Raw genomic sequence first — 20,783 nt, forward strand, 5'->3', positions numbered from 1 at the left:
CAAGAAGTTTTTTTTATTGTGCATATAGCTTAATTTTGCCCAAAAAGATAATTCCACCATTTTGAATATTTTCAACAACATACAAGATTTTAAACCCAACAGACCTACTGTCGCTACGCTTGGAACATTTGACGGCGTTCATCTTGGGCACAAAAAAATAATCGAACGGCTGACACAAGAAGCCGAAAAAAGCAATACTGAAAGCCTGGTACTTACTTTTTTCCCACATCCCAGAATGGTACTACAGGGCAATTCTGATATACAACTTCTGAATACTATCCAGGAAAAAGCCGAATTACTGAAAAATATCGGCTTACAGAACCTCATCATACATCCGTTTGATCAAAGTTTTTCGCAATTGGGTGCGGAAGAATTTGTCAAGACAATACTAGTTGATCGATTTAACATCAAAAAGATAATAATAGGACATGACCACCGTTTTGGCAAAAACAGATCTGCCGATATCAATGACCTAATTGCCTACGGAAAAATATACGATTTTGAAGTAGAACAAATTTCTGCCGAAGAGATTGATGAAGTTTCTATAAGTTCCACAAAAATCCGAAAGGCTCTGTTGAGCGGCGATATTCAATTAGCAAACGAATATCTTGGTTACAATTATTTCATTACCGGAACAGTCGTAAAAGGAAGACAGTTGGGCAGGACGATTGGTTTTCCTACAGCCAATTTAAAGATTGAAGAAGATTACAAACTGATTCCTTTAAATGGTGTTTATATTGTCAAAAGCTACTGGAACGGGAAAGAGGTTTTTGGCATGATGAATATCGGCACCAATCCTACTGTTGACGGAAAAGAAAGAACTATCGAAACCAATTTCTTAGATTTCGAAGAAGATTTATACGGCAAGGAAATGCGCATATACTTTTTGCAACGAATTCGTTCTGAGGAAAAATTTGACTCTATCGATACTTTGAAGGCTGAAATTGAAAACGACAAAATCATAACTCAAAATTTTATAAAAAATTTAAAATGAAAAAGTTATTTCTGCCTGTAGACAATTCACCGTTGATTATTTTTCGGATTTTTTTCGGTTTCCTTCTTGCGGCAGAAACTTTTGGAGCCATTTTGACCGGCTGGGTAAGAGACAATTTTATAAAGCCCAAATTTACATTTAGCCATATCGGAATGGAATGGCTACAGCCACTTCCCGGCGATGGAATGTATTATTATTTTGCCACGATGGGAGTCTTAGGAATTCTCGTGATGCTTGGCTGGAAATACAAATGGAGTCTTTCTGCTTTTACTGTTTTATGGACGCTCACCTATTGGATGCAAAAAACATCCTACAACAATCATTATTATATGCTTGTTCTGGTATGTCTGATCATGATTTTCCTTCCCGCAAACCGATACGCCTCACTTGACGCGAGGCAAAATCCCGAAATAAAAAGCCTCACCATGCCCAAATGGTGTTCGCTGGTAATGATTGCTCAAGTTGCCATTGTTTACTTTTTTGCAACAGTATCAAAATTTTATCCGGATTGGCTTGACGGAACTTTTACTAAAAATCTTCTCGCACATAAATCAGAAAATCCTTTTATTCAGGAAATCTTTCACCAAAAATGGTTTTATCTTTTTATCGCCTATTCCGGCATCTTGTTCGATATGTTGATTGTTCCGATGCTGCTTTGGAGAAAAACAAGAACCATCGCTTTTATAGCTTCTTTGATATTCCATCTTTTTAATGCGATCACATTACAAATCGGCATCTTTCCTTTTTTTGCTTTGAGCTTTGCCGTATTCTTTTATCCACCTGAAAAAATAAGGGCATTATTTTTTAAGAAGAAGCCTAAACCTGAAGGAAACGAGCCTATTTACCAGAATAAATCGGTTTTGCTCTACTTTTTCATTCCTTATTTTTTAATCCAGATAGCGCTTCCGGTCCGCCATTGGTTTATCAAAGGCGATGTACTATGGACGGAAGAAGCCCATCGTTTAAGCTGGAGAATGATGCTTAGGTCAAGAACCGGTTATTCCACGTTTAAAGTCATTGACAAAAAAACCGGAGAACGACTTCCTTACAGTTTATACTCTAGTCTTACGGACAAACAGATAGCAATGGTTGCAGACAAGCCCGATGCTATCTGGCAAATGGCACAGAGAATAAAAAAAGTATTTGCCAAACATGGCAAGGATGTCAGCGTTTTTGTTGACTGCCACGTCTCCATCAATGGCAGGCCTTACAGGCAACTTATTGATCCTACTGTAGACATGGCCGCAGCAAAATGGGACTACTTTGGTCATAACGATTGGATTTTGCTTTATGATGAGGATAATAAACCTACAAACCAGTCTTCATCCAATTAATCAGAAAAAACTTAATTTATTAAAATTTTGCTAAAAATTCAAAGACTGCAGAAATAGGATACGAAAAACAAAATAATATTCGTAATTTTAATGTATAAATTGAAAAGCTTACCCCTAGCTAAATCATTTATAACTTAAATAGTATAACCAACAAAACCGAATATTATGAAAGTTTCCAGATTACTGACCAACGGTGTGATTATTTTTATAGGATTAGGATTATACTTCTTGCTCATCGAAGCACTAGACCTAAAAGACCACATTTATCTCAGGCTCGTGAATTTTATTTTTGTGATCTATGGTGTAAACAAAACGATCCGATCAAACTATCATGATGGTATAAGTGGCTACCTGACCAATCTTCTTGCAGGTTTCATAACCGCAATGATCGGGCTAATCTTAGGGCTCATTTCTTTTATGATTTATGTAGAGTATCGCGGCGGAAATACCTATCTGGATTCTTTTGCAGACAGCTATATCTTTGGCGGAGGCGATCCATCCTTATACCAATTCTGTTTTGGATTGTTAATAGAAGGATCAGCAGCTTCTATGATTGTTTCCTTTGCCATGATGCAATACTGGAAAGATAAAGTAGAGAAAATCAATAAAGTAGACTAAATTACAAAGACATATATTTTTAAGCAGGGGATTGTCAAATTTGACAATCCCCTGCCTTATTTAATCAACAATTCTATGTTTCTAACTTTAGAGAAAAGATTTTTTTACTTATTGTGGAATTACCTACTTTTGGAACAAACAAAAGACTAAGCATTATGAGTACAATAAGACACAATTGGACCAAGGAAGAAATCATGGCGGTATACAACAAGCCAATGATGGATTTGCTATATGAAGCTGCTACTATACACAGGATAAATCATGATCCAAATGTGGTCCAAGTTTCTACTCTTCTATCTATAAAAACTGGTGGATGTCCGGAAGATTGCGGCTATTGTCCACAAGCTGCCCGTTACCATACTGGCGTGGAAGGCAATGACCTAATGTCTGTACAGCAGGTTAAGGCGCAAGCTTTGAGAGCTAAATCAAGCGGATCGTCAAGAGTATGTATGGGTGCTGCATGGAGAAATGTCAAAGACGGACCGGAATTCGATCAGGTTTTGGAAATGGTAAGAACCATTAACAAACTGGATATGGAAGTATGCTGTACGTTGGGAATGATTACCGAAAATCAGGCACAGCGTTTGGCCGAAGCCGGACTTTATGCCTACAACCATAACTTAGATACATCTGAAGAATATTATAAAGAAGTTATCTCTACACGCGGCTATGAAGACCGTTTGCAAACCATCGAGAATGTCCGCAAGACAAACGTAACAGTATGCAGCGGTGGTATTATCGGAATGGGAGAAAGTGTTGAAGACAGAGCCGGAATGCTTGTTGCTCTTGCTTCCTTAAGCCCACAACCGGAATCAGTGCCTATCAATGCCCTTGTTGCTGTAGAAGGAACACCGTTAGAAGAAGAAAAGCCTGTTGAAATCTGGGAAATGATCCGAATGGTAGCCACTACAAGAATTGTCATGCCTAACACTCAGGTGCGCCTTTCTGCAGGAAGAACAAACATGAGTCGCGAAGGTCAGGCATTATGCTTTTTCGCTGGTGCCAACTCTATTTTTGCTGGCGACAAGCTGTTGACTACACCAAACCCGGATGTAAATGAAGACATGAAAATGTTTGAAATGTTGGGTTTAATTCCGCAAAAACCATTTACAAAAGTCTCTCAGCCTAAAACAGTAGAAGCCGAAGACTCGCAGTATGAAGCTATGGGAGAAAAACCAAAATGGACCCGACCAGCACACAAAATTGAAAGAAACCTTGTGGCTTCCGGCAAAAAGTCATAATCAGAAATCAAGATAAAAACCAAAGCTTTTCCTCACGGAAAAGCTTTTTTTATAAATTTTAAACCCTTCCTGACGCAACCATTTGTGCAATACTTATTCTTATATTTGAATAAAACTATCCCAATGCACAGAAAAGCCCGCCACATCAAGTCCATCTGTTTCTTGTTTTTGCTATGCCTGCTTTTCATGCCCAAACTTCAAGCTCAGGCTACCGCCCACTGCGATTCGATTATTGTTAAAGGAATCGACTATATGTGGAAAAAAGACCATGTCAAGTCGCTCGAATTACTAACTCAGGCCAAGAACCTGGCAGAAAAAAACCGATGGTATAAACAGTTATTTCTGGCAACAAATAATATTGGCGCCAATTATTACACCATGCTTGATTATGGTGAGGCTCTCAACCATTACCTCGAAAGCTACACCATCGCTGTAAAACACCTGGATCCGAAATCTGAAATGGTTGTCCTGAACAACATCGCTATTCTCTATTCGAAAGAAATGAATTATGAAAAAGCGAATGAATATTTCAAAAAGGCCTATGATATCGCTCAGGAAAACAAAGACATGCTTAAAGTTGGACTCTATGCCATGAATCTGGGAAATGTTGCCAATGAAACAAACGAACTAAAAAAAGCCCGTGCTTATTTCAATGAAGCTTTGCCTTTGCTGGAATCACAGCAACAACTGCAAATTTTAGCAAAAGTTGCAATAGCCGAAAATGAAAACCTTCAGGGGAATTCGAAACAGGCACGCACTATGGCCGAAGAATTATACAAAACGACCAAAGACCTGGATTATAACGATATTGGCATTTCACTACTTATGATTATATCCAGAAGTTATCTAAATGAAAACAACCTTGATTTGGCCAGTCACTACGCTAATACGATTTTTGAAAGAAAGCCCAATCTCGAAACCAAAATCAACATTTTTAAGCTTTTATCCGATATTAATTTCAAAAAGGAAAAATATGCTTTGGCTTTAAGCTATAAGGATTCTATTATAAAAACAGAAAGTGAACTCAATGAAATCAAAAACGGAAAAGTTTTTGAAAACAGCCGTGTCAAGTTTGAAATCGAGAATTACAAAAAGGAAATAGCCAATAATGAATCAAAAATAGCTGAAGAACGAAAACTCTTTTACTCTATCATTGCCGTCATATTTATAGTCGTGGCCTTTTTAGTGTGGACATTGCGAAACATTTCCATCAAACATAAGCAGAAAAAACTAATTGCTGAGCGCAACGAACAGATCATGCTCCTGGAACTTGAAAAAGAAAAAAGCGACAACCTGCTGCTTGAAAAAATGGTCAATGAAAATGAAACAAACGCACTGTTAGAACAGGAAAAGCTAAAAAATGAAATCGAGCTAAAAAACAGAAAGCTTTCCGCAAAGGCACTTTACCTATCCGGACGAAACGAACTGATTGAAGAAACGCTTCAGTCATTATCAAAGCTACCTGAAATTTCTAAAGACCCCGCATTGGTAAACCATATCCAAAACTTAAAAGGACACTTGAAGACTGACGACGAATGGGACAGCTTTATTACCCATTTCGAAGAAGTCAACCAAACTTTCCTGACCAACCTGAAAGAAAAACATCCAAAGTTAAATTCAAACGATATTCGCTTCATAACCTACATCTACATGAACCTCAGCACTAAGGAAATTTCCTCTATGTTGAATATTACGGCTGATGCCTGCAGGAAAAGAAAAGAACGAATTGCTGCCCGAATGGAACTTCCGCATGATATTAACCTATACGATTATCTTTCAACACTTTAAAAGATTAAATCACATTTTGTCCTAAAGGATGTCACACTATGTCCGTCCATTTTTTTTGAAATAGCTATTGTTTTTTTGAAAATTTAGAAAACAAAAAATGTCTATTATGAAAAAAATTACCATTGCTTTATTATTGCTATTGAGCTATGCAAGTCAGGCCCAAATCAGTTATGAAGCCTCCACTAACTTTGGAAAATTGGAAGACCTTACGTATGATGCAGCTGTTCAAAATAAAATGTATGCCCGTACGCAAGGAAACCATATTATTGTTTCTGTTGACAATGGATTGACCTGGAACTTAAAATATTCCTTCCCAAATCCTTCAGCACAAATGAAAGACTTAAGATTACACGGACAAACGAATCTTAGTTTTTCAGTCGTTAACAGCGGTGAAAATGACGGTGTTTATCTTTTTGACCTTACCACCAATGCCATTATTCATTTCTATGCCCTTCCTAATCCGCAGGATAATGCACAGGTTGCTTCTTATTCGTTCTATGGTACATCTGAAACTGACTTAGTCGTACACACTTCTTACCTGGAAGGATTAGTTGCAAGAACCAAGGTTTTCCATACTAAAAGCTCTGGTTCTACCTGGAATCTGATCTATTTCAGCGTTGACCATGATGATATACATATTGACAATGTCGCTTTTAGTCCTGTCAGCAGCTCTAAAATTTATATGGGCCGATCTTTGGGCCCTAATGAAGCTATTGGCGGATTGTTGATTTCAGAAAATTATGGGCAAACTTGGACTGAAAAATTGCCTGGATTTACATTTAGCGCTATTGCTTTTAATCCATTAAACAGTGATGATATGCTGATTGGAACCAGCATTGGGTTTGGAGCGCATCCGGAGCGCCTCTATCGCTCTACTGATGCAGGAGAAACTTGGACCCAAGTACCTATTACATGGACTGACCAAACATTGAACAGTATTAACAAAATCACTTTCCATCCAACAAATCCGAATCATATCATTATCCTTGAAGAAAATGAAATCGTAAAAAGCAGTGATGGAGGATTAACCTGGAATAATATAGCTTATCCTCAAGGCTCTACATCCTACTATTACGGATTGAACGCTTCATATAATCCATTCAACCAAAACCAGGTGGCCATTGCTACAGATTTATTTCCGCAATTCTCAAATGACGGAGGTACAACGTTAACGCAGGTTAAAGCTCCTTTTTATAATGTCGTAAGCGTTTCTCATGCCAAATATCAATCAGCAAAACATTTATATTACGGAAGCCAAGGAGGGCGCTTGCACAAAAACCTTACATCTGGAGTGACTTCAATTTATGATATTGAACCGCCAACTTCTTTCAATCCGAAAAGGAATTATATGGTGGCAGACCCGGTAGTTGCCGGTCGTGTTTTCACTTATGCTTCAATGGGCTTTTTTGGAAGCAGCCTAATTATGAGTACTGATTATGGCGCAACAGCAACTGTTTTAATGGATGCTTTTGCAGATGATATGCAGGAACTAATTGTGGACCCAATCAATCCCAACATCATTTATGTCTCATTACGATCTGGCGAGGGCGGCAATCTTTATAAAATCAACTTTGCCAACCCAGAAGAAATCATCACAGAAGAAATCACAACTCCTGAAACAAGTGAATTTGGTGATGGTGTCATCACAGGAATTTCTGTTTCTGCATCCAATACAAATGAAATTTTCATTGTAAAAGGAACCAAATTTTTTAAATCTACTGATGGAGGTGTTACTTGGGTAGAAAAAATAAATGGCCTTACAATAAGTCCCGATGCAGATTTGATTTGGGATATGGCCAGAAATCCGCTAGACGCTAATCATTTTATAGTAACAACCAGTTCAGGTATTTTTGCTACTTCAGATGCCGGTGAAAACTGGACAGTAATTTTACAAGGCGTTGATGCAAAAAGAATCAAATATTCTCCTGTAAATAACGGAGTCATGCTAGCGTCTGTACACAGCGCTCTGGGAATTGATGCTTCTATCTATTACACCATAGATGGTGGTGCAAACTGGACTTATATCTCTCCACAGCAGTTAAACTATGTACAATCATTTTCAATGGACTATGATTTTTATGGTTCAACAATCAATGCTTACCTGGCTACAACTGATTTGGGCGTTATGAAATACCAAATTCTAAATCTGCCGTTGGGAATCCATAATCCGGAACTTGCCCATAATCCTATCTTTATCTATCCAAATCCAGCGAATGACATCTTGAATATTGGTGTTTCAGGCAACCAATTTGAAATAAAAAATACAGCTATATATTCCATTACTGGACAAAAAGTTATGGAAAGCACCAGCAATAGCATCAATATTTCAAAGTTAAGCAGCGGAATTTATATCGTAAATGTTACGACACAAAACGATAAGCAGTTTTCTCAAAAGTTGGTCAAAAATTAGTTTTTCAGTTTTTTAAATTTGAAAATACCGCACATCAAAATTTGATGTGCGGTATTTTTTTGTGGGAAAATTTTAAGGTATTGCTCTTTACAGTTTGATAATCCTTTATTAACTTTGTTATTAAACCATTATCTCAAAACCATCTATTGTATGCCATTGCACTTGACAGAAATTGAGCGTGTAAAGACTATCTCAAAAGAGGACTTCTATACTAATTATGTAAAAAAACAAAAACCATTGGTCATCGAAAAGCTGACAGAAGACTGGCCGGCATATGAAAAATGGAAACTCAATTATATCAAGGAAATTGCTGGCGATAAAACGGTTCCTTTATACGACGATCGTCCGGTAACACACAAGGATGGTTTTAATGAAGCTCATGCCAAAATGAAAATGGCAGACTATATTGACCTTCTGCAAACCAAGCCTACCAATTATAGAATTTTTCTGTATAACCTGATGAAGGAAGTGCCTTCCTTAAAATCAGACTTTAAATGGCCAGACATAGGACTTAAGCTAGTCAAGCAGCTTCCTATGCTTTTCTTTGGAGGAGAAAACTCAAAAGTCTTTATACATTACGACATCGACTATTCGAATATTCTTCATTTCCACTTTCATGGAAAAAAGCAATGCATCCTTTTTGCTCCAGACCAAACCCCTTATCTGTATAAAGTGCCGCATGCCTTAATCTCAAGGGAAGATATCGATTTTGACAATCCGGATTTAGAAAAATGGCCGGCATTAAAAAAAGCCAAAGGATTAATCTGCAACCTGGAACATGGCGAAATGCTTTATATGCCCGAAGGTTATTGGCATTATATGAAATATATGACTCCGGGATTCTCAATGAGTCTTCGTGCTTTTCCTAGAAAAATAGGAAACTTGGGAAAGGCAGCTTACAACATCTTTATCATGAGAAACTTTGACAACTTAATGCGAAAATGGAAGGGACAATCCTGGATTGATTATAAAAATGAGCAAGCAATTGTCAGGACACATAAGAATTTAAATACCTCAAGTTAAATAGCAAAGAGCTAGTTTTCTTATGTTTCTCGAAGCAATTGTTAGCATTGTCTCATAAGCACTTTATATCTTCACTTTCAAACGGAGACAAACTCGTATAATTAATCATCGATGCATTTATTGCGAATAAACACTGTCAATAGAAGGCTTAACTTACCGCCTTTTTAATACTAGGAATAACACAAGTAATACTATAACAGTAGGAATTAAAATCAGGCAATAAACTGTCCAATGAGAGTAGCGAAAAACATCTAAAAACGTTACTTTAATTCTTTTTTGATCCAAATCCTTAATTTTAGATTCTAAGATTTTGAATTGTTGCTTTTGTGCAATTACAAGATATTCGACACTATCTCTTTTTGAACTTATAACATCTAATTGATCAGCTATTTTCTTTTCCTCAATATTGATTTGAAGCATTGCAGAGTCCTTCTGTCTGACTAGGTCTCCTTTGACCAATTCAATTTGTTTAGTATGTATTAAATAATCAACTTGAGCATTTTTTAGCGTCGATTCAGATTCTAGCAAACTAGTTTTTGCCTCTGCAAGTTTCTCTTGGGATTCTTGGTATCTTTCAAGCGTAGACTGTACTGTAATTGCGTTGAATAAGGTCCCTCCAAAAATTAAAACAACATTCACAATAGTTGCTATAGTTAGAATCTTCAGGAAAGGAAAACTCACGCTAGTCGACTGAGGATTATTCGTAATTAAAGATTCAGGAGTAATAAAATTCACATCAATTGAAAACGTAGAATCTGGAACAGCCTTCTGGATACGATGTGAAACTATGTGTTTAAGCAACCGAGAACAATATTCCCCAAATGAAATGGCATCCGCAATTGTTCCTATAGTTTCTATAATCACCCAACCACTAGCAAGTATGCTACCTTTCCTAAAGGAAAGTTTTACTTCAATTTTTGCTAGCTCAAGAACTTTCCGTGCTTCTTCCTCGATTTCCTTACTTAGTGAACTACTATTGTCATTTAAGTCTTGAAGCATTTTGTCTTGGTCATCTTTGTAAAATGCTTTTTCTGTAGTATAAATTTCACCTGAAATTTCGAAAATAAATCTTGTTTTGGACATAATAGTTTATTTAAATTTTTTGCTAACGATTCAGAGCTTTGGTGTTCAAGCTGATAACCGACTCACGAAAGCTGATATTATTAAAGTTCAATAAAAAAAACAAACACCCTCACAATAAATAAACAATATTAGAAAAAGAATACTAAAAAATATCTCATATATTTTATTACTTGTCCTGATAATTTGCTTGTTTTTTAGGGTTCAACTATTTTATTCCACCATAATCTTTTTCGTAACCTCTCCTCTGTCTGTCTTTACTTGAAGAAAATAAACCCCTTTAGGAAGTTCGGAAACTGAAATTGAATTTTCTTTTGTAGTGCGTTTAAGTTGTCCAAGCAAACCGTAAAGCGATAACTGTACCAGGTTGGAATCTGCACCTGTATCTACAAAAACACGTTCTGAGACGGGATTGGGATAGACGCTGATACTTTTAGATAAAAAATCGTCTGTACCCAAAGGATTTGCGAGTTTTACCACCCAGTAATCAAAACCGCCGTGATTTCCGGAAACATCACCATCATTAGATTTTGAATATCCTGCCAATATATATCCTAAATCTGTTGTTTGCTGTATAGAATGGGCACCATCTGACGCATTGGGAATAGCGTTAAATCCTTCCTGACCGCTACCTCCCAAAGCTTTTTGCCATTGGATAACTCCCTGACTGCTGAGTTTTACAATCCAATAATTCATATATCCATTATTTCCGGAAACATCGCCGTCGTTACTCGTGACATATCCAAGTACTATATAGCCTCCATCTGCTGTCTGCTGTACAGATTGTGCAAGATCATTGCCATAGCCTCCCAATGCTTTCTTCCATTGTATAGCCCCTGTACTGCTCAACTTCACTACCCAATAATCATCATAAAAGGGACCATGGAAACCAGAACCTGTAATATCTCCATCCTGTGAATACACATGTCCTGCAACGATATATCCTCCATCAGTGGTTTGAACAATAGAAGTAAGTATATCCGTGCCGGTTCCTCCATATGTTTTTTTCCATTGGATTTCCTGTATATCATTCACTTTCACTACCCAATAATCAATAGTACCATGATTTCCAGAAACATCGCCATCAATAGACGAAGTATAGCCACCCACGACATAACCTCCATCTGTCGTTGGCTGTACAGCACGGGCGTATTCATAGCTTTGCCCTCCAAAACATCGGTTCCAATCTAAGTTGCCGGTTGAAGTCAGCTTTACCACCCAGTAGTCGGCTGCTCCCCTGTTTCCAATAATATCACCGGTATTTTCAGATAAGGTGTAACCTCCTACAATATAACCTCCATCTGCCATCTGCCTAACGGAAGTGGCAGCATCAATATGACGTCCGCCAAATGTTTTCTGCCATTGGATAGCACCTGCATTATCAAGTTTTATTACCCATGCATCACTATTGCCTTGGTTTCTTGTAACATCTCCATCATTAGAATAAGTAGTTCCAGCAATAACATAACCTCCATCCGCCGTTTGCTGAACATAACTGGCTACTTCATTTCCGGAACCGCCTAATGTTCTGCTCCAGGCTACTGTACCTGTTGCGGTCAGTTTTACTACCCAGATATCGTCTCCGCCATGATTGCCGGAAACATCACCATCATTGGAAGAAGTATATCCTGCAACAATATAACCTCCGTCTGCCGTTTGCTGAACGGAGTTCGCATAATCATTACCGGAGCCGCCCAATGATTTTTGCCATTGTATTACCGGCGCTTGTGCCATGCACAAAAAAGGGAAAAATAAAAAGTAGAAATGTTTCATACGCATAATGTTTTTAAAAAAGTCTAGCTATATTTTTTATAATCCATATCATTGTGTATCAAAAGTGTATGTAAAATTTTAGTTAAATATAAACAAATATTTTCTCTGTCGTTTTCCTGTGTTGGAATAAAGCGTCTGACTACCTTTCTTAGACAATCAGAATTATTTATGTCCTCAAAATTTTACGTCAGACCAATATCTTTTATACTTTTATAACCGTTAAACAATTCCTCATGCGCCAAAAACCAGAACAGAAAAGCTATACTCCGGAAGAAATCACCAAAAAGGCCGAAGTCTATTGTGCCTATCAGGAGCGCTGTCATGAGGAAATTCTACAAAAACTAAAAACACTTACTTCTTCCCAGTCCACTATCGACACCATAATCGTACATCTTATTGAAAATAACTTTCTCAATGAAGAACGTTTTGCCTGTAGTTTTGCTCGTGGAAAGCACCGAATCAAACATTGGGGAAAAATCAGGATCATTAATGAACTGAAATTTAGAAACATCTCGAAATACAATATCGAAACTGCACTAAAAGAAATTGCAGACGAATATCTCGATACTTTTCATTTTTCTGCTGAAAAATTCTGGGATACGATTTCCGAAAAAGACACTCTTAAAAAGCGAAAAAAATTCTGCGACTTTTTCCTTCGAAAAGGATTCGAAAGTAACCTCATTTACGAAAAAGCAATCGAGTTAGAAAAATTAGGATAACCTCTTATTTCTTCATTTTCATAGCATTTTTTACGAAAAACAAGTTTTTTCTTACATTTTTTACGAAAACGTTTTCGTTGATTTCTGCATTTCGCCGATGAAAAAATACACGTCATCGAAAACCTGAAAAATAGGCCTTTGAAAGCTTCTTTTGATAGATATACCGGACATACATTTGCCCTACCCTATCAGAATAATACCACTTGACCTATGAAAAAAATAGCTTTGTTACTTGTTTTATTACTACCAGTTTTTGGTTTTTCACAAACAACTTTAGTACGTTGGGATGGCGCAAATAAAACTGCTGCACCATACATAACAGCATCCAATATTTCAGCTGGAAACATCACAGGATCGAATGTAGATTTTATGGTTGACAACTGGGGTAACAATGGAAATGCATTCAACACGGCTCAATGGCCTTCTGCAACAACTCCTGATTATTCAAAATATGTTCAGATGTCGATTTCTGCTAACAGCGGAAACAAAATCGATTTGAACCAATTCAATTTTGAATACCAAAACTATGACAACAATGGTCCTAGCAGAATGCAGGTATACTATTCAAAAGATGCAAGCTTCCCTTCAAACGGAACTGTATTAGCTACTAACAACAGCTTGGTTACTTCAAATACAAACTTTAATTCTGTATCTGTTCCATTGACAGGAATAACTGTACAATCTGGCGAGACAGTTTATATCAGAATAACATTTTACGGAAGAACTAATGGATGGTCTGGTGCAAGAATCAGAATAAAACACGGTTATAACGACAGTGCACCTTCTTCTCATAATGCTTTAGGTCCGGTAATAACAGGAACTGTTGCACCGGTTTGTACACCGCAAGGAAATCCATCAGTTTCACCTAACGGTTCTTGGAATGGTTATGTTTACTCTTACTCAGGAACTCCTGCCGCTACAACTTATTTAGGGTATGTTACAGAAAATGAAACTTTTGACAGAAATATAGGTAGTGGTGCTGTAGCTGGATTGACAACAGTTCTTTGCCAACAGCCAACTGATAATTTCTATACTGTATACAAAATGACTAAAAGTTTCCCTGCTGGAACATATACTTTTACAGTTGGTGGAGATGACGGTTACAGATTAAAAATTAACGGAGAATCAGGATATTCTATCGCAGACTGGACTGACCACGGATATACATCAGGTTCAACTACAAAAACGTTCGCATCTGCAACAAATGTAACTTTCGTATTGGAGTATTATGAAAAAACGGGAGATTCACAGGTATCTTTCAGCTATACTTGTGCTAATTCACCAACAGCTCCAACAACATTAACTTCAAATGCAACTAACAATACTATCTGTTCTGGTAATTCAGTTACTTTAACAGCTGGTGGTGGAAGTGTAAACACAAGTACTTATGAGTGGGGAACAGGAACAACTGTAGGTTCAAACGTTATTTCTGGTACAGGTGCTTCAATCACTGTTTCACCGACTGCAACAACTACATACTGGGTTAGAAGAAAAGGTGCTGCTCCATGTAATTTTACAACTACAGGAATGACATTGCAAATTACTGTGGCTACAGGAACTGCAGTAGCTCCAACATCAATCACAGGAGTTCTTACATTGTGTGCTGGTGGATCAACTACATTGACTGCTAACGGAGGTTCGGGTTCAACATACCAATGGGGAACAGGAACTGCAATAGGTTCAAACATTATTTCTGGTTCAGGAGTTTCAATCACTGTTTCTCCTAGCGCTACAACAACATACTGGGTTAGAAGAATCAACTCTACACCATGTTCTACACCAACAGGTGGCGTAACAGTAGAGGTAAAGATAACAACACCTTCTGGAGACCCAACAGTATTTGGAAACAATTCATGGAATGTATATGGTTATAATGTTGGAAGCATGACTCCTGCATTAGCAGATTATGCTGGATACTATACACAGAACACTTTAGGATTGAACACACAAGACATGGCCAACAACGGTTGGAATAAAGAAACCTCTCCATCTTCTTCAGCAGGATGGAACGGATGTTCTGTTCGTGTTGACGATTTCACTATGATTCATAAAAGAAAAGGATTCACTTGCGGAAAATACCAACTTTCTATGGACAATTGGGATGATGAAACAAGAGTTTATGTTAATGGAACGATTGTATTTAACAACGCTGGATGGAGTGGTGAAAACCCTACACCAACTGTAGTAGGAACCTATGCTCTTAACAGCAACTCAACTATTGAAGTAATCACAAGAGAAGTAAACGGTTCTGCTAACGTAAAACTATCTTTAACTCCAATCAATGCTGTTTATAACGGAACTTCTTGGAGTACTTCTCCTGATGGAGCTGCAATCATAGTAGATGGTGATTTGCAATTGAACAGTAATCTTGATGTTTGTTCTTGTAAAGTAAACACGAACAAAACTCTAAAAGTAAATTCTGGTGTAAACCTGATTGTACAAAATGAATTAGTTGTTGCTCCAACTGCGAACGTTATCGTAGAAAATAATGCAAGCCTTATACAAGTTAATGACAACGCTGCAAACAGCGGAAAAATAACAGTAAAAAGAAACACAACTCCTGTTACTCGTTACGACTTTACATACTGGTCGTCTCCTGTAGCTGCTGCTGACTGGACATTACGTGATTTGTCTCCAAACACATTAGCTGACAAATACCTGAGCTACAATGCTGCTGGAAACGGATGGGTTACTGAAATGAACGGAACTACAGCTATGCAAACAGGAAAAGGATATATTGTTAGAGCTCCTCAACAATATTCACTTACAGCTCCGGTTATTTTTGAAACAAAATTCCTTGGAGCTCCAAATAACGGAGTTAAAAAAATCGATACGAAGATAGGGGCAACGTTAAAATCAAACTTAATCGGAAATCCATACCCATCAGCTATCAGCGCAGATAAATTCTACGAGGCAAACAAAGGTCTTATTAAAGGAACATTCTATTTCTGGACACATAATATTGCTGTAAGCTCAACTCCTGATGCTAACGGAATATACAACTATAATCCTGCAAGCTACGTTTCTTACAATGCAACTGGAGCAACAGGTAGTGGAGACACAAACAACTGTACGACTTGTGGAAATACTCCATCAAACAAGTTCAAAGGAAATATTGCATCTGGTCAAGGATTTTTCGTAGAAGGAAAAGCTAGTGGTGAGATTATTTTCAACAATGCAATGAGAGTAACTCAAACTGCTGGTAACGGACAATTCTACAGAAACAGCAACGCTAACGCTACTCAAAGCAGCGAAGACGGAAATGGAAATGGAGAGATTGTTATTGAGAAAAACAGATTGTGGTTGAATATCACAAATGCAGCAGGTGCTTACAATGAAATTCTTGTAGGTTATGTTACAGGAGCAACAAACAACATGGATGATGCTTACGACGGAATAACATACGCTTCTGGAACTGCTCTTTATTCTTTGCTTGATACTAACAAATTGGTTATCCAAGGTAGATCATTACCATTCAGCACTGCAGATGTTGTTCCATTAGGATTTATGGCTGCTACTGCTGGTGATTACAGCATCGGAATTGAAAGCGTTGACGGTTTGTTTGAAGATCAAAAAGTTTTCTTGATAGACAGATTGACAAACACAGTACACAACATCAAGAATGACAGATACTATTTCTCAACTGCAGCCGGAACTTTCAATTCAAGATTTGAAATCCGTTATGTAAATGAAGCTCTAGGAATTGATACTCCTAAAGTAAATGCAAATGATATCATCGTGTACAAAAAAGGTGATCAGATTGCCATCAAAGCAGATAATTTCACAATTGACACTGTTCAGATTCTTGATTTGACAGGTAAAGAAATCTTCTTCAAAAAAGGAGTTAACAATAACGAATTCACAACTACAGGAATCAACGTAGGAACTCAAGTAGTTGTAGCAAAAATAACTTTGGATGACAACCAAACAGTTTCCAAAAAAGTCATCATGAATTAAGACTAGATAATTCACATCAGAATCCCATAAGCAATATTCTTGTTTATGGGATTTTTTCGTTTAGAGTGACGTTTCTTAAAACTACAACCAAACTTTTTCTTTTTCAGTTGCATCCAATATATCAATTCCAAGAGCTCTTTTAAAGTGATTTGCTACTTGGAAAGCATCGGTTTTATCATCAGTTTGGTAAAATGTGATGTATTTGTTTTTACTGTCGAATAGGTTCAGTAAAATAACTTCATTGGTAAAACTAGTAGTAGCGGTAATAAAATTAATTCTCTGGCTTTGCTTGGTCTTGAAAACCGAAACATATTCGAAATCGGGAAGTGATTTCCATGAGCCAAATTTTACACCAAAAACCGTAGTCAGCTTTCTATATTTTCTATTGTTCAGATCAATTTCTGAACCTTCTGTAGCAACTAAAAACAAACCCATTGCCAAGAATATAATCGAAAAAACATTGCCTGTATAAACAAAAGCAAAAAAGGCAAGAATAATTAATGAGAATCCAAAAAGCTGTTTCATAAACAACGTAGGTTTACTATAACTGATAATTTCCATAAATTTATTTAAGGTTTTACGATTAATATGCTGACAGCATTGCCGCCAAAACCAACTGCATTAATTAGTACTTTATTGATTGGTTTTTTTTCTTTTTGGTTTTCCGTAAACGGCACCCCAATAAATTTTTGGTGCTGCATCATCAACAGAGCCATTTCAATACTCAACATTCCTGAAGCTCCAAAAGTATGCCCTATTTTCCATTTGTTGGTCGTCAGCATCGGAAAGTCATTTCCAAATAGCAATTCAATCGCTTTTAGTTCTGAAGAATCTCCTTTTATAGTTCCCGGCGCATGCATTACGATAGCGTCGATTTCATCAGGATGTATAGTTCCCAAAGCCATTTTCATCGACTTTTGGAAACATTGGGCTTCTGTAGAAATAGAAATGCTGTGCTCTAAAATTTCTGTCGCATAGCCAATTCCTTCAATATAAGCCAGGGCATTTTGCTTCTCTCCTATTTCAAGACAGGCAACAGATGCAGCTTCTCCTAAAACCATAGAATTTTGATTCTTTTCCATATCAAAAGCCCGGCATGGATATGTATCCTGACTCTTAGAGTAGATTTTCAAGGCATTCATCTGGGCGATAGTAAATGGCGTAAGTGGCGCCTCGCTCCCGCCTACCAAAAATTTTTCAGCCATACCAGAACGCAACCATGCAACACCATTAAGTACCGCATGCAAAGCCGTTGAGCATGTAATGGAATGTGAAATTTCCGGCCCACGGCTGTTAAGATCATGGGCTATCCATGAAGAAATGTTGCCCAAAGTAGTGGTTGGCGAAGCCAAAGTATGTGTTTTTCCTGTTTCCAGAAATTCTTGGAAATGCTTTTCAAACAATTGGGTAGACCCTCGTGAAGAACCAATGTTGATACCAAAATCATCGCCCTGTTTCCATCCTGAATTTTCAATAGCTTTTCGGGATGCCAAAATAGCATATAAAACGGAATTATCAAGATTTTTATACTTACTCTCTGAGTCTTTCAACTTTGCAATTTCCTCTTTAAGATAGTCTGGAAGTACTGCCGCCAATGCCTTTGTATTTCCTATCGGGTGTTCTGCAATTAGAGTTTCCTCGTTTAGATAATTCTGCCAGATCAGCTCCGGAGAATTTCCTAAAGGTGAAATAGAAGATAGGGACGTGATGGCTATTTTTTGAGACAAAACAGAATCATTATATTTCTGACAAGCAAACCTTGTCAAAATGGTTTTCAAAACAAATTTAAACTATTTCTAAGGCTTCTTCCACAACAGAATATACTTTTTCCAGTTGCTTATCTGAAATGATATAAGGCGGCAAAATATAGACAATATTCCCAACAGGGCGCAACACTATACCGTGATTTATAAAAAAGTCATACAGCTTGTTCCTGAAATCGCCATAATAGCTCTCTGAAGTTTCTGTTTTAATTTCTAAGGCAAAAATAACTCCCAGAGTTCTGGTTTCCTTTACTCTTGGATGGCTGCTAATTTTCACCTGAAACTCCTTGTGTTTTTGGTGTACTCGCTGAATATTGTGCTGCATTTCTTTGCTCTGGAGCAACTCCAGACTTGCCAAGGCAGCAGCACAGCCTGTAGGATTCGCAGTAAAAGTATGTCCGTGAAATAATGCTTTATTGACATCATCACTGTAAAACCCTTCGAATAATTCCTGGGTGAATGTTGTAATTGCCATCGGGATTGTCCCGCCAGTTAAGGCTTTTGAAAGACACATCATGTCGGGCTGACTTTCAAGATAATCACAAGCAAAATTTTGTCCGGTTTTGCCAAATCCAGTCATGACTTCATCAGCAATCGTAAAAACTTCATTTTCTTTACAGATAGTCATCAGTTTATCCAAAGCAAAAGTTTCATACATCACCATTCCGGCCGCTCCTTGTACTAATGGTTCAAAAATGAAAGCTGCAAATTCGTTTGTTTTGGCCAGTTTTTCTAAAGCCTCAAAAGACTCCTGCTCCTTACCTTTTACAGGAACGGGAATGCGAACCACTTCAATCAGCGAACCTCGGAAAGCTTCTGTGAAAAAAGAAATTCCGCTTGCCGCCATAGCAGCAAATGTATCTCCGTGGAAAGCATTTTCAAAAGCAATAATCTTAATCCGTTTTTCGCCTCTGTTGTAAAAATACTGCAGAGCTACTTTTAAGGCTACTTCTACAGCAGTCGAACCATTGTCTGAATAAAATATTTTTTTCTGATTGTCCGGTAAAATTTCCATAAGCTTTTCTGAAAGCAATACGGCCGGTTCATGTGTAAATCCACCAAATAAAACATGCTCCAGTGAAGTAAGCTGCTTATGGATGGCATCTGCTATAAATCGGTTGCTGTGTCCGTAAGGATTCACCCACCAGGAAGCAATTGCATCAATATATTCTTTTCCGTTTTCATCCCACAATAAAGCTCCTTCGCCTTTTGTGATTGCAATGGCAGGTTTTGCCAATTTATGCTGCGTGTACGGGTGCCAGTTATGCTGTTGGTCTCTTTCTGAAAGCGTCATTGTTCTCTTTGTTATAAGGCTTTTAAATTATCGGAAAACAAATCCGCATAGTCACGAATTACGTTTTTATCAAAATAAGGTTCGTCCTCAATTCTGCCGATACATTTTAATCCTGTTTTGCTTAGTATGATTTCTTCAGTGGCTTTGTTTTCATTGCCATTGAATACGATTCCTGCAATATCAAGCTTTTTATCTCTGAGTGCTGCAATGGTCAGGAGCGTATGGTTGATACTTCCCAAATAATGTCTTGAAACAACAACAACTTTGTAATCTTTCTGAATCAGATCGATAACCGTATCTTTTTCATTCAAAGGCACAAAAACGCCACCAGCACCTTCAATTACAAGATTGTTTTTTGTTTTGGGTTCTTTTATTTTTTCCAGTTCAATAGTTATGCCTTCTTTATCTGCTGCAAAATGCGGACTTGCCGGCGTTTGTAATAAATAGCTATTGGGATGGAGTTTGGTTTTTGAATTGGTAAGCAGCCTTTGTAATTTATGGCTATCTGAGTTATCGGCATCTCCAGCTTGAATTGGTTTCCAATAATCAGCCTCAAGGCTTTCAGTAATAATAGCGGAAGCAATTGTCTTGCCTACATCGGTTCCTATTCCTGTGACAAAAATTTTCATATTTATGGTGTATTCCTAATGTAGATTGAATATTTTCAAAGGTACGACATGGGATTAATTTCCGAGACGATCCTACAATTTATAATTTTTCCCTTTGTAATAACTTCAAAACATGTGAATTCCGTAAGATTTTATTATAGTTTTTGAAAGTAATCGCTTT

The 20,783-nt window shown here is 37.4% G+C and carries 15 protein-coding genes; 9 read left to right on the forward strand and 6 right to left on the reverse strand.

The features are described 5' to 3' along the window. Nucleotides 1-61: 61 nt before the first annotated feature. From FJA49_RS10830 to FJA49_RS10860, 7 genes are all read left to right on the forward strand, one after another. Nucleotides 62-994 carry a bifunctional riboflavin kinase/FAD synthetase gene (locus FJA49_RS10830; protein ID WP_140000933.1) on the forward strand — a complete coding sequence of 311 codons (933 nt, stop codon included), beginning with the start codon at nucleotides 62-64 and terminating at the stop codon, nucleotides 992-994. Beyond that, nucleotides 991-2,328, forward strand: a complete 1,338-nt coding sequence (locus tag FJA49_RS10835; RefSeq protein ID WP_140000934.1) for an HTTM domain-containing protein — start codon at nucleotides 991-993, stop codon at nucleotides 2,326-2,328. The genes FJA49_RS10830 and FJA49_RS10835 overlap by 4 nt, the downstream gene beginning before the upstream one ends. A gap of 165 nt (nucleotides 2,329-2,493) precedes the next feature. Further along, nucleotides 2,494-2,946 (forward strand): hypothetical protein, encoded by a 453-nt coding sequence (locus FJA49_RS10840; RefSeq protein ID WP_140000935.1) that lies wholly within the window; start codon nucleotides 2,494-2,496, stop codon nucleotides 2,944-2,946. A 155-nt stretch (nucleotides 2,947-3,101) separates the two neighbouring features. Continuing rightward, a complete protein-coding gene (bioB, locus tag FJA49_RS10845; RefSeq protein WP_140000936.1) occupies nucleotides 3,102-4,187 on the forward strand; it encodes a biotin synthase BioB in 1,086 nt (361 codons plus the stop codon). A 123-nt stretch (nucleotides 4,188-4,310) separates the two neighbouring features. Continuing rightward, nucleotides 4,311-5,975, forward strand: coding sequence for a tetratricopeptide repeat protein (locus FJA49_RS10850; RefSeq protein ID WP_140000937.1), 1,665 nt, complete (start codon nucleotides 4,311-4,313; stop codon nucleotides 5,973-5,975). A 106-nt stretch (nucleotides 5,976-6,081) separates the two neighbouring features. Beyond that, complete coding sequence (locus tag FJA49_RS10855; RefSeq protein WP_158629478.1) at nucleotides 6,082-8,385, forward strand: T9SS type A sorting domain-containing protein; 2,304 nt, start codon at nucleotides 6,082-6,084, stop codon at nucleotides 8,383-8,385. Between the two features lie 150 nt (nucleotides 8,386-8,535). Next, a complete protein-coding gene (locus tag FJA49_RS10860; RefSeq protein ID WP_140000939.1) occupies nucleotides 8,536-9,408 on the forward strand; it encodes a cupin-like domain-containing protein in 873 nt (290 codons plus the stop codon). A gap of 153 nt (nucleotides 9,409-9,561) precedes the next feature. Here FJA49_RS10860 and FJA49_RS10865 read toward each other — a convergent pair whose 3' ends face one another. Then, nucleotides 9,562-10,491, reverse strand: a complete 930-nt coding sequence (locus FJA49_RS10865; protein ID WP_140000940.1) for a hypothetical protein — start codon at nucleotides 10,489-10,491, stop codon at nucleotides 9,562-9,564. A gap of 210 nt (nucleotides 10,492-10,701) precedes the next feature. Then, on the reverse strand, nucleotides 10,702-12,261 hold the full coding sequence (locus FJA49_RS10870; protein ID WP_158629479.1) for a T9SS type A sorting domain-containing protein: 1,560 nt from the start codon (nucleotides 12,259-12,261) through the stop codon (nucleotides 10,702-10,704). 233 nt (nucleotides 12,262-12,494) lie between these two features. On the opposite strand from FJA49_RS10870, the gene FJA49_RS10875 reads away from it, so the two are divergent. Both FJA49_RS10875 and FJA49_RS10880 read left to right on the forward strand, forming a co-directional pair. Beyond that, nucleotides 12,495-12,980, forward strand: coding sequence for a regulatory protein RecX (locus FJA49_RS10875; RefSeq protein WP_140000942.1), 486 nt, complete (start codon nucleotides 12,495-12,497; stop codon nucleotides 12,978-12,980). 210 nt (nucleotides 12,981-13,190) lie between these two features. Beyond that, nucleotides 13,191-16,937: an Ig-like domain-containing protein gene (locus FJA49_RS10880; RefSeq protein ID WP_140000943.1), complete on the forward strand. Its 3,747-nt coding sequence runs from the start codon at nucleotides 13,191-13,193 to the stop codon at nucleotides 16,935-16,937. A gap of 81 nt (nucleotides 16,938-17,018) precedes the next feature. On the opposite strand, the gene FJA49_RS10885 is transcribed toward FJA49_RS10880, so the two are convergent. The 4 genes from FJA49_RS10885 to bioD are packed head-to-tail and all read right to left on the reverse strand — an operon-like array spanning nucleotide 17,019 to nucleotide 20,623. After that, nucleotides 17,019-17,462 carry a hypothetical protein gene (locus FJA49_RS10885; protein WP_140000944.1) on the reverse strand — a complete coding sequence of 148 codons (444 nt, stop codon included), beginning with the start codon at nucleotides 17,460-17,462 and terminating at the stop codon, nucleotides 17,019-17,021. A 44-nt stretch (nucleotides 17,463-17,506) separates the two neighbouring features. Continuing rightward, nucleotides 17,507-18,664 carry a beta-ketoacyl synthase N-terminal-like domain-containing protein gene (locus FJA49_RS10890; RefSeq protein WP_140000945.1) on the reverse strand — a complete coding sequence of 386 codons (1,158 nt, stop codon included), beginning with the start codon at nucleotides 18,662-18,664 and terminating at the stop codon, nucleotides 17,507-17,509. Between the two features lie 58 nt (nucleotides 18,665-18,722). Next, the gene (bioA, locus tag FJA49_RS10895) at nucleotides 18,723-19,994 is read right to left on the reverse strand and encodes an adenosylmethionine--8-amino-7-oxononanoate transaminase (RefSeq protein WP_140000946.1); all 1,272 of its coding nucleotides are present in this window, start codon (nucleotides 19,992-19,994) and stop codon (nucleotides 18,723-18,725) included. A gap of 11 nt (nucleotides 19,995-20,005) precedes the next feature. Then, on the reverse strand, nucleotides 20,006-20,623 hold the full coding sequence (gene bioD, locus FJA49_RS10900) for a dethiobiotin synthase (protein ID WP_140000947.1): 618 nt from the start codon (nucleotides 20,621-20,623) through the stop codon (nucleotides 20,006-20,008). Nucleotides 20,624-20,783: the final 160 nt, after the last annotated feature.

Source organism: Flavobacterium microcysteis (assembly GCF_006385255.1).
Lineage (GTDB): Bacteria > Bacteroidota > Bacteroidia > Flavobacteriales > Flavobacteriaceae > Flavobacterium > Flavobacterium microcysteis.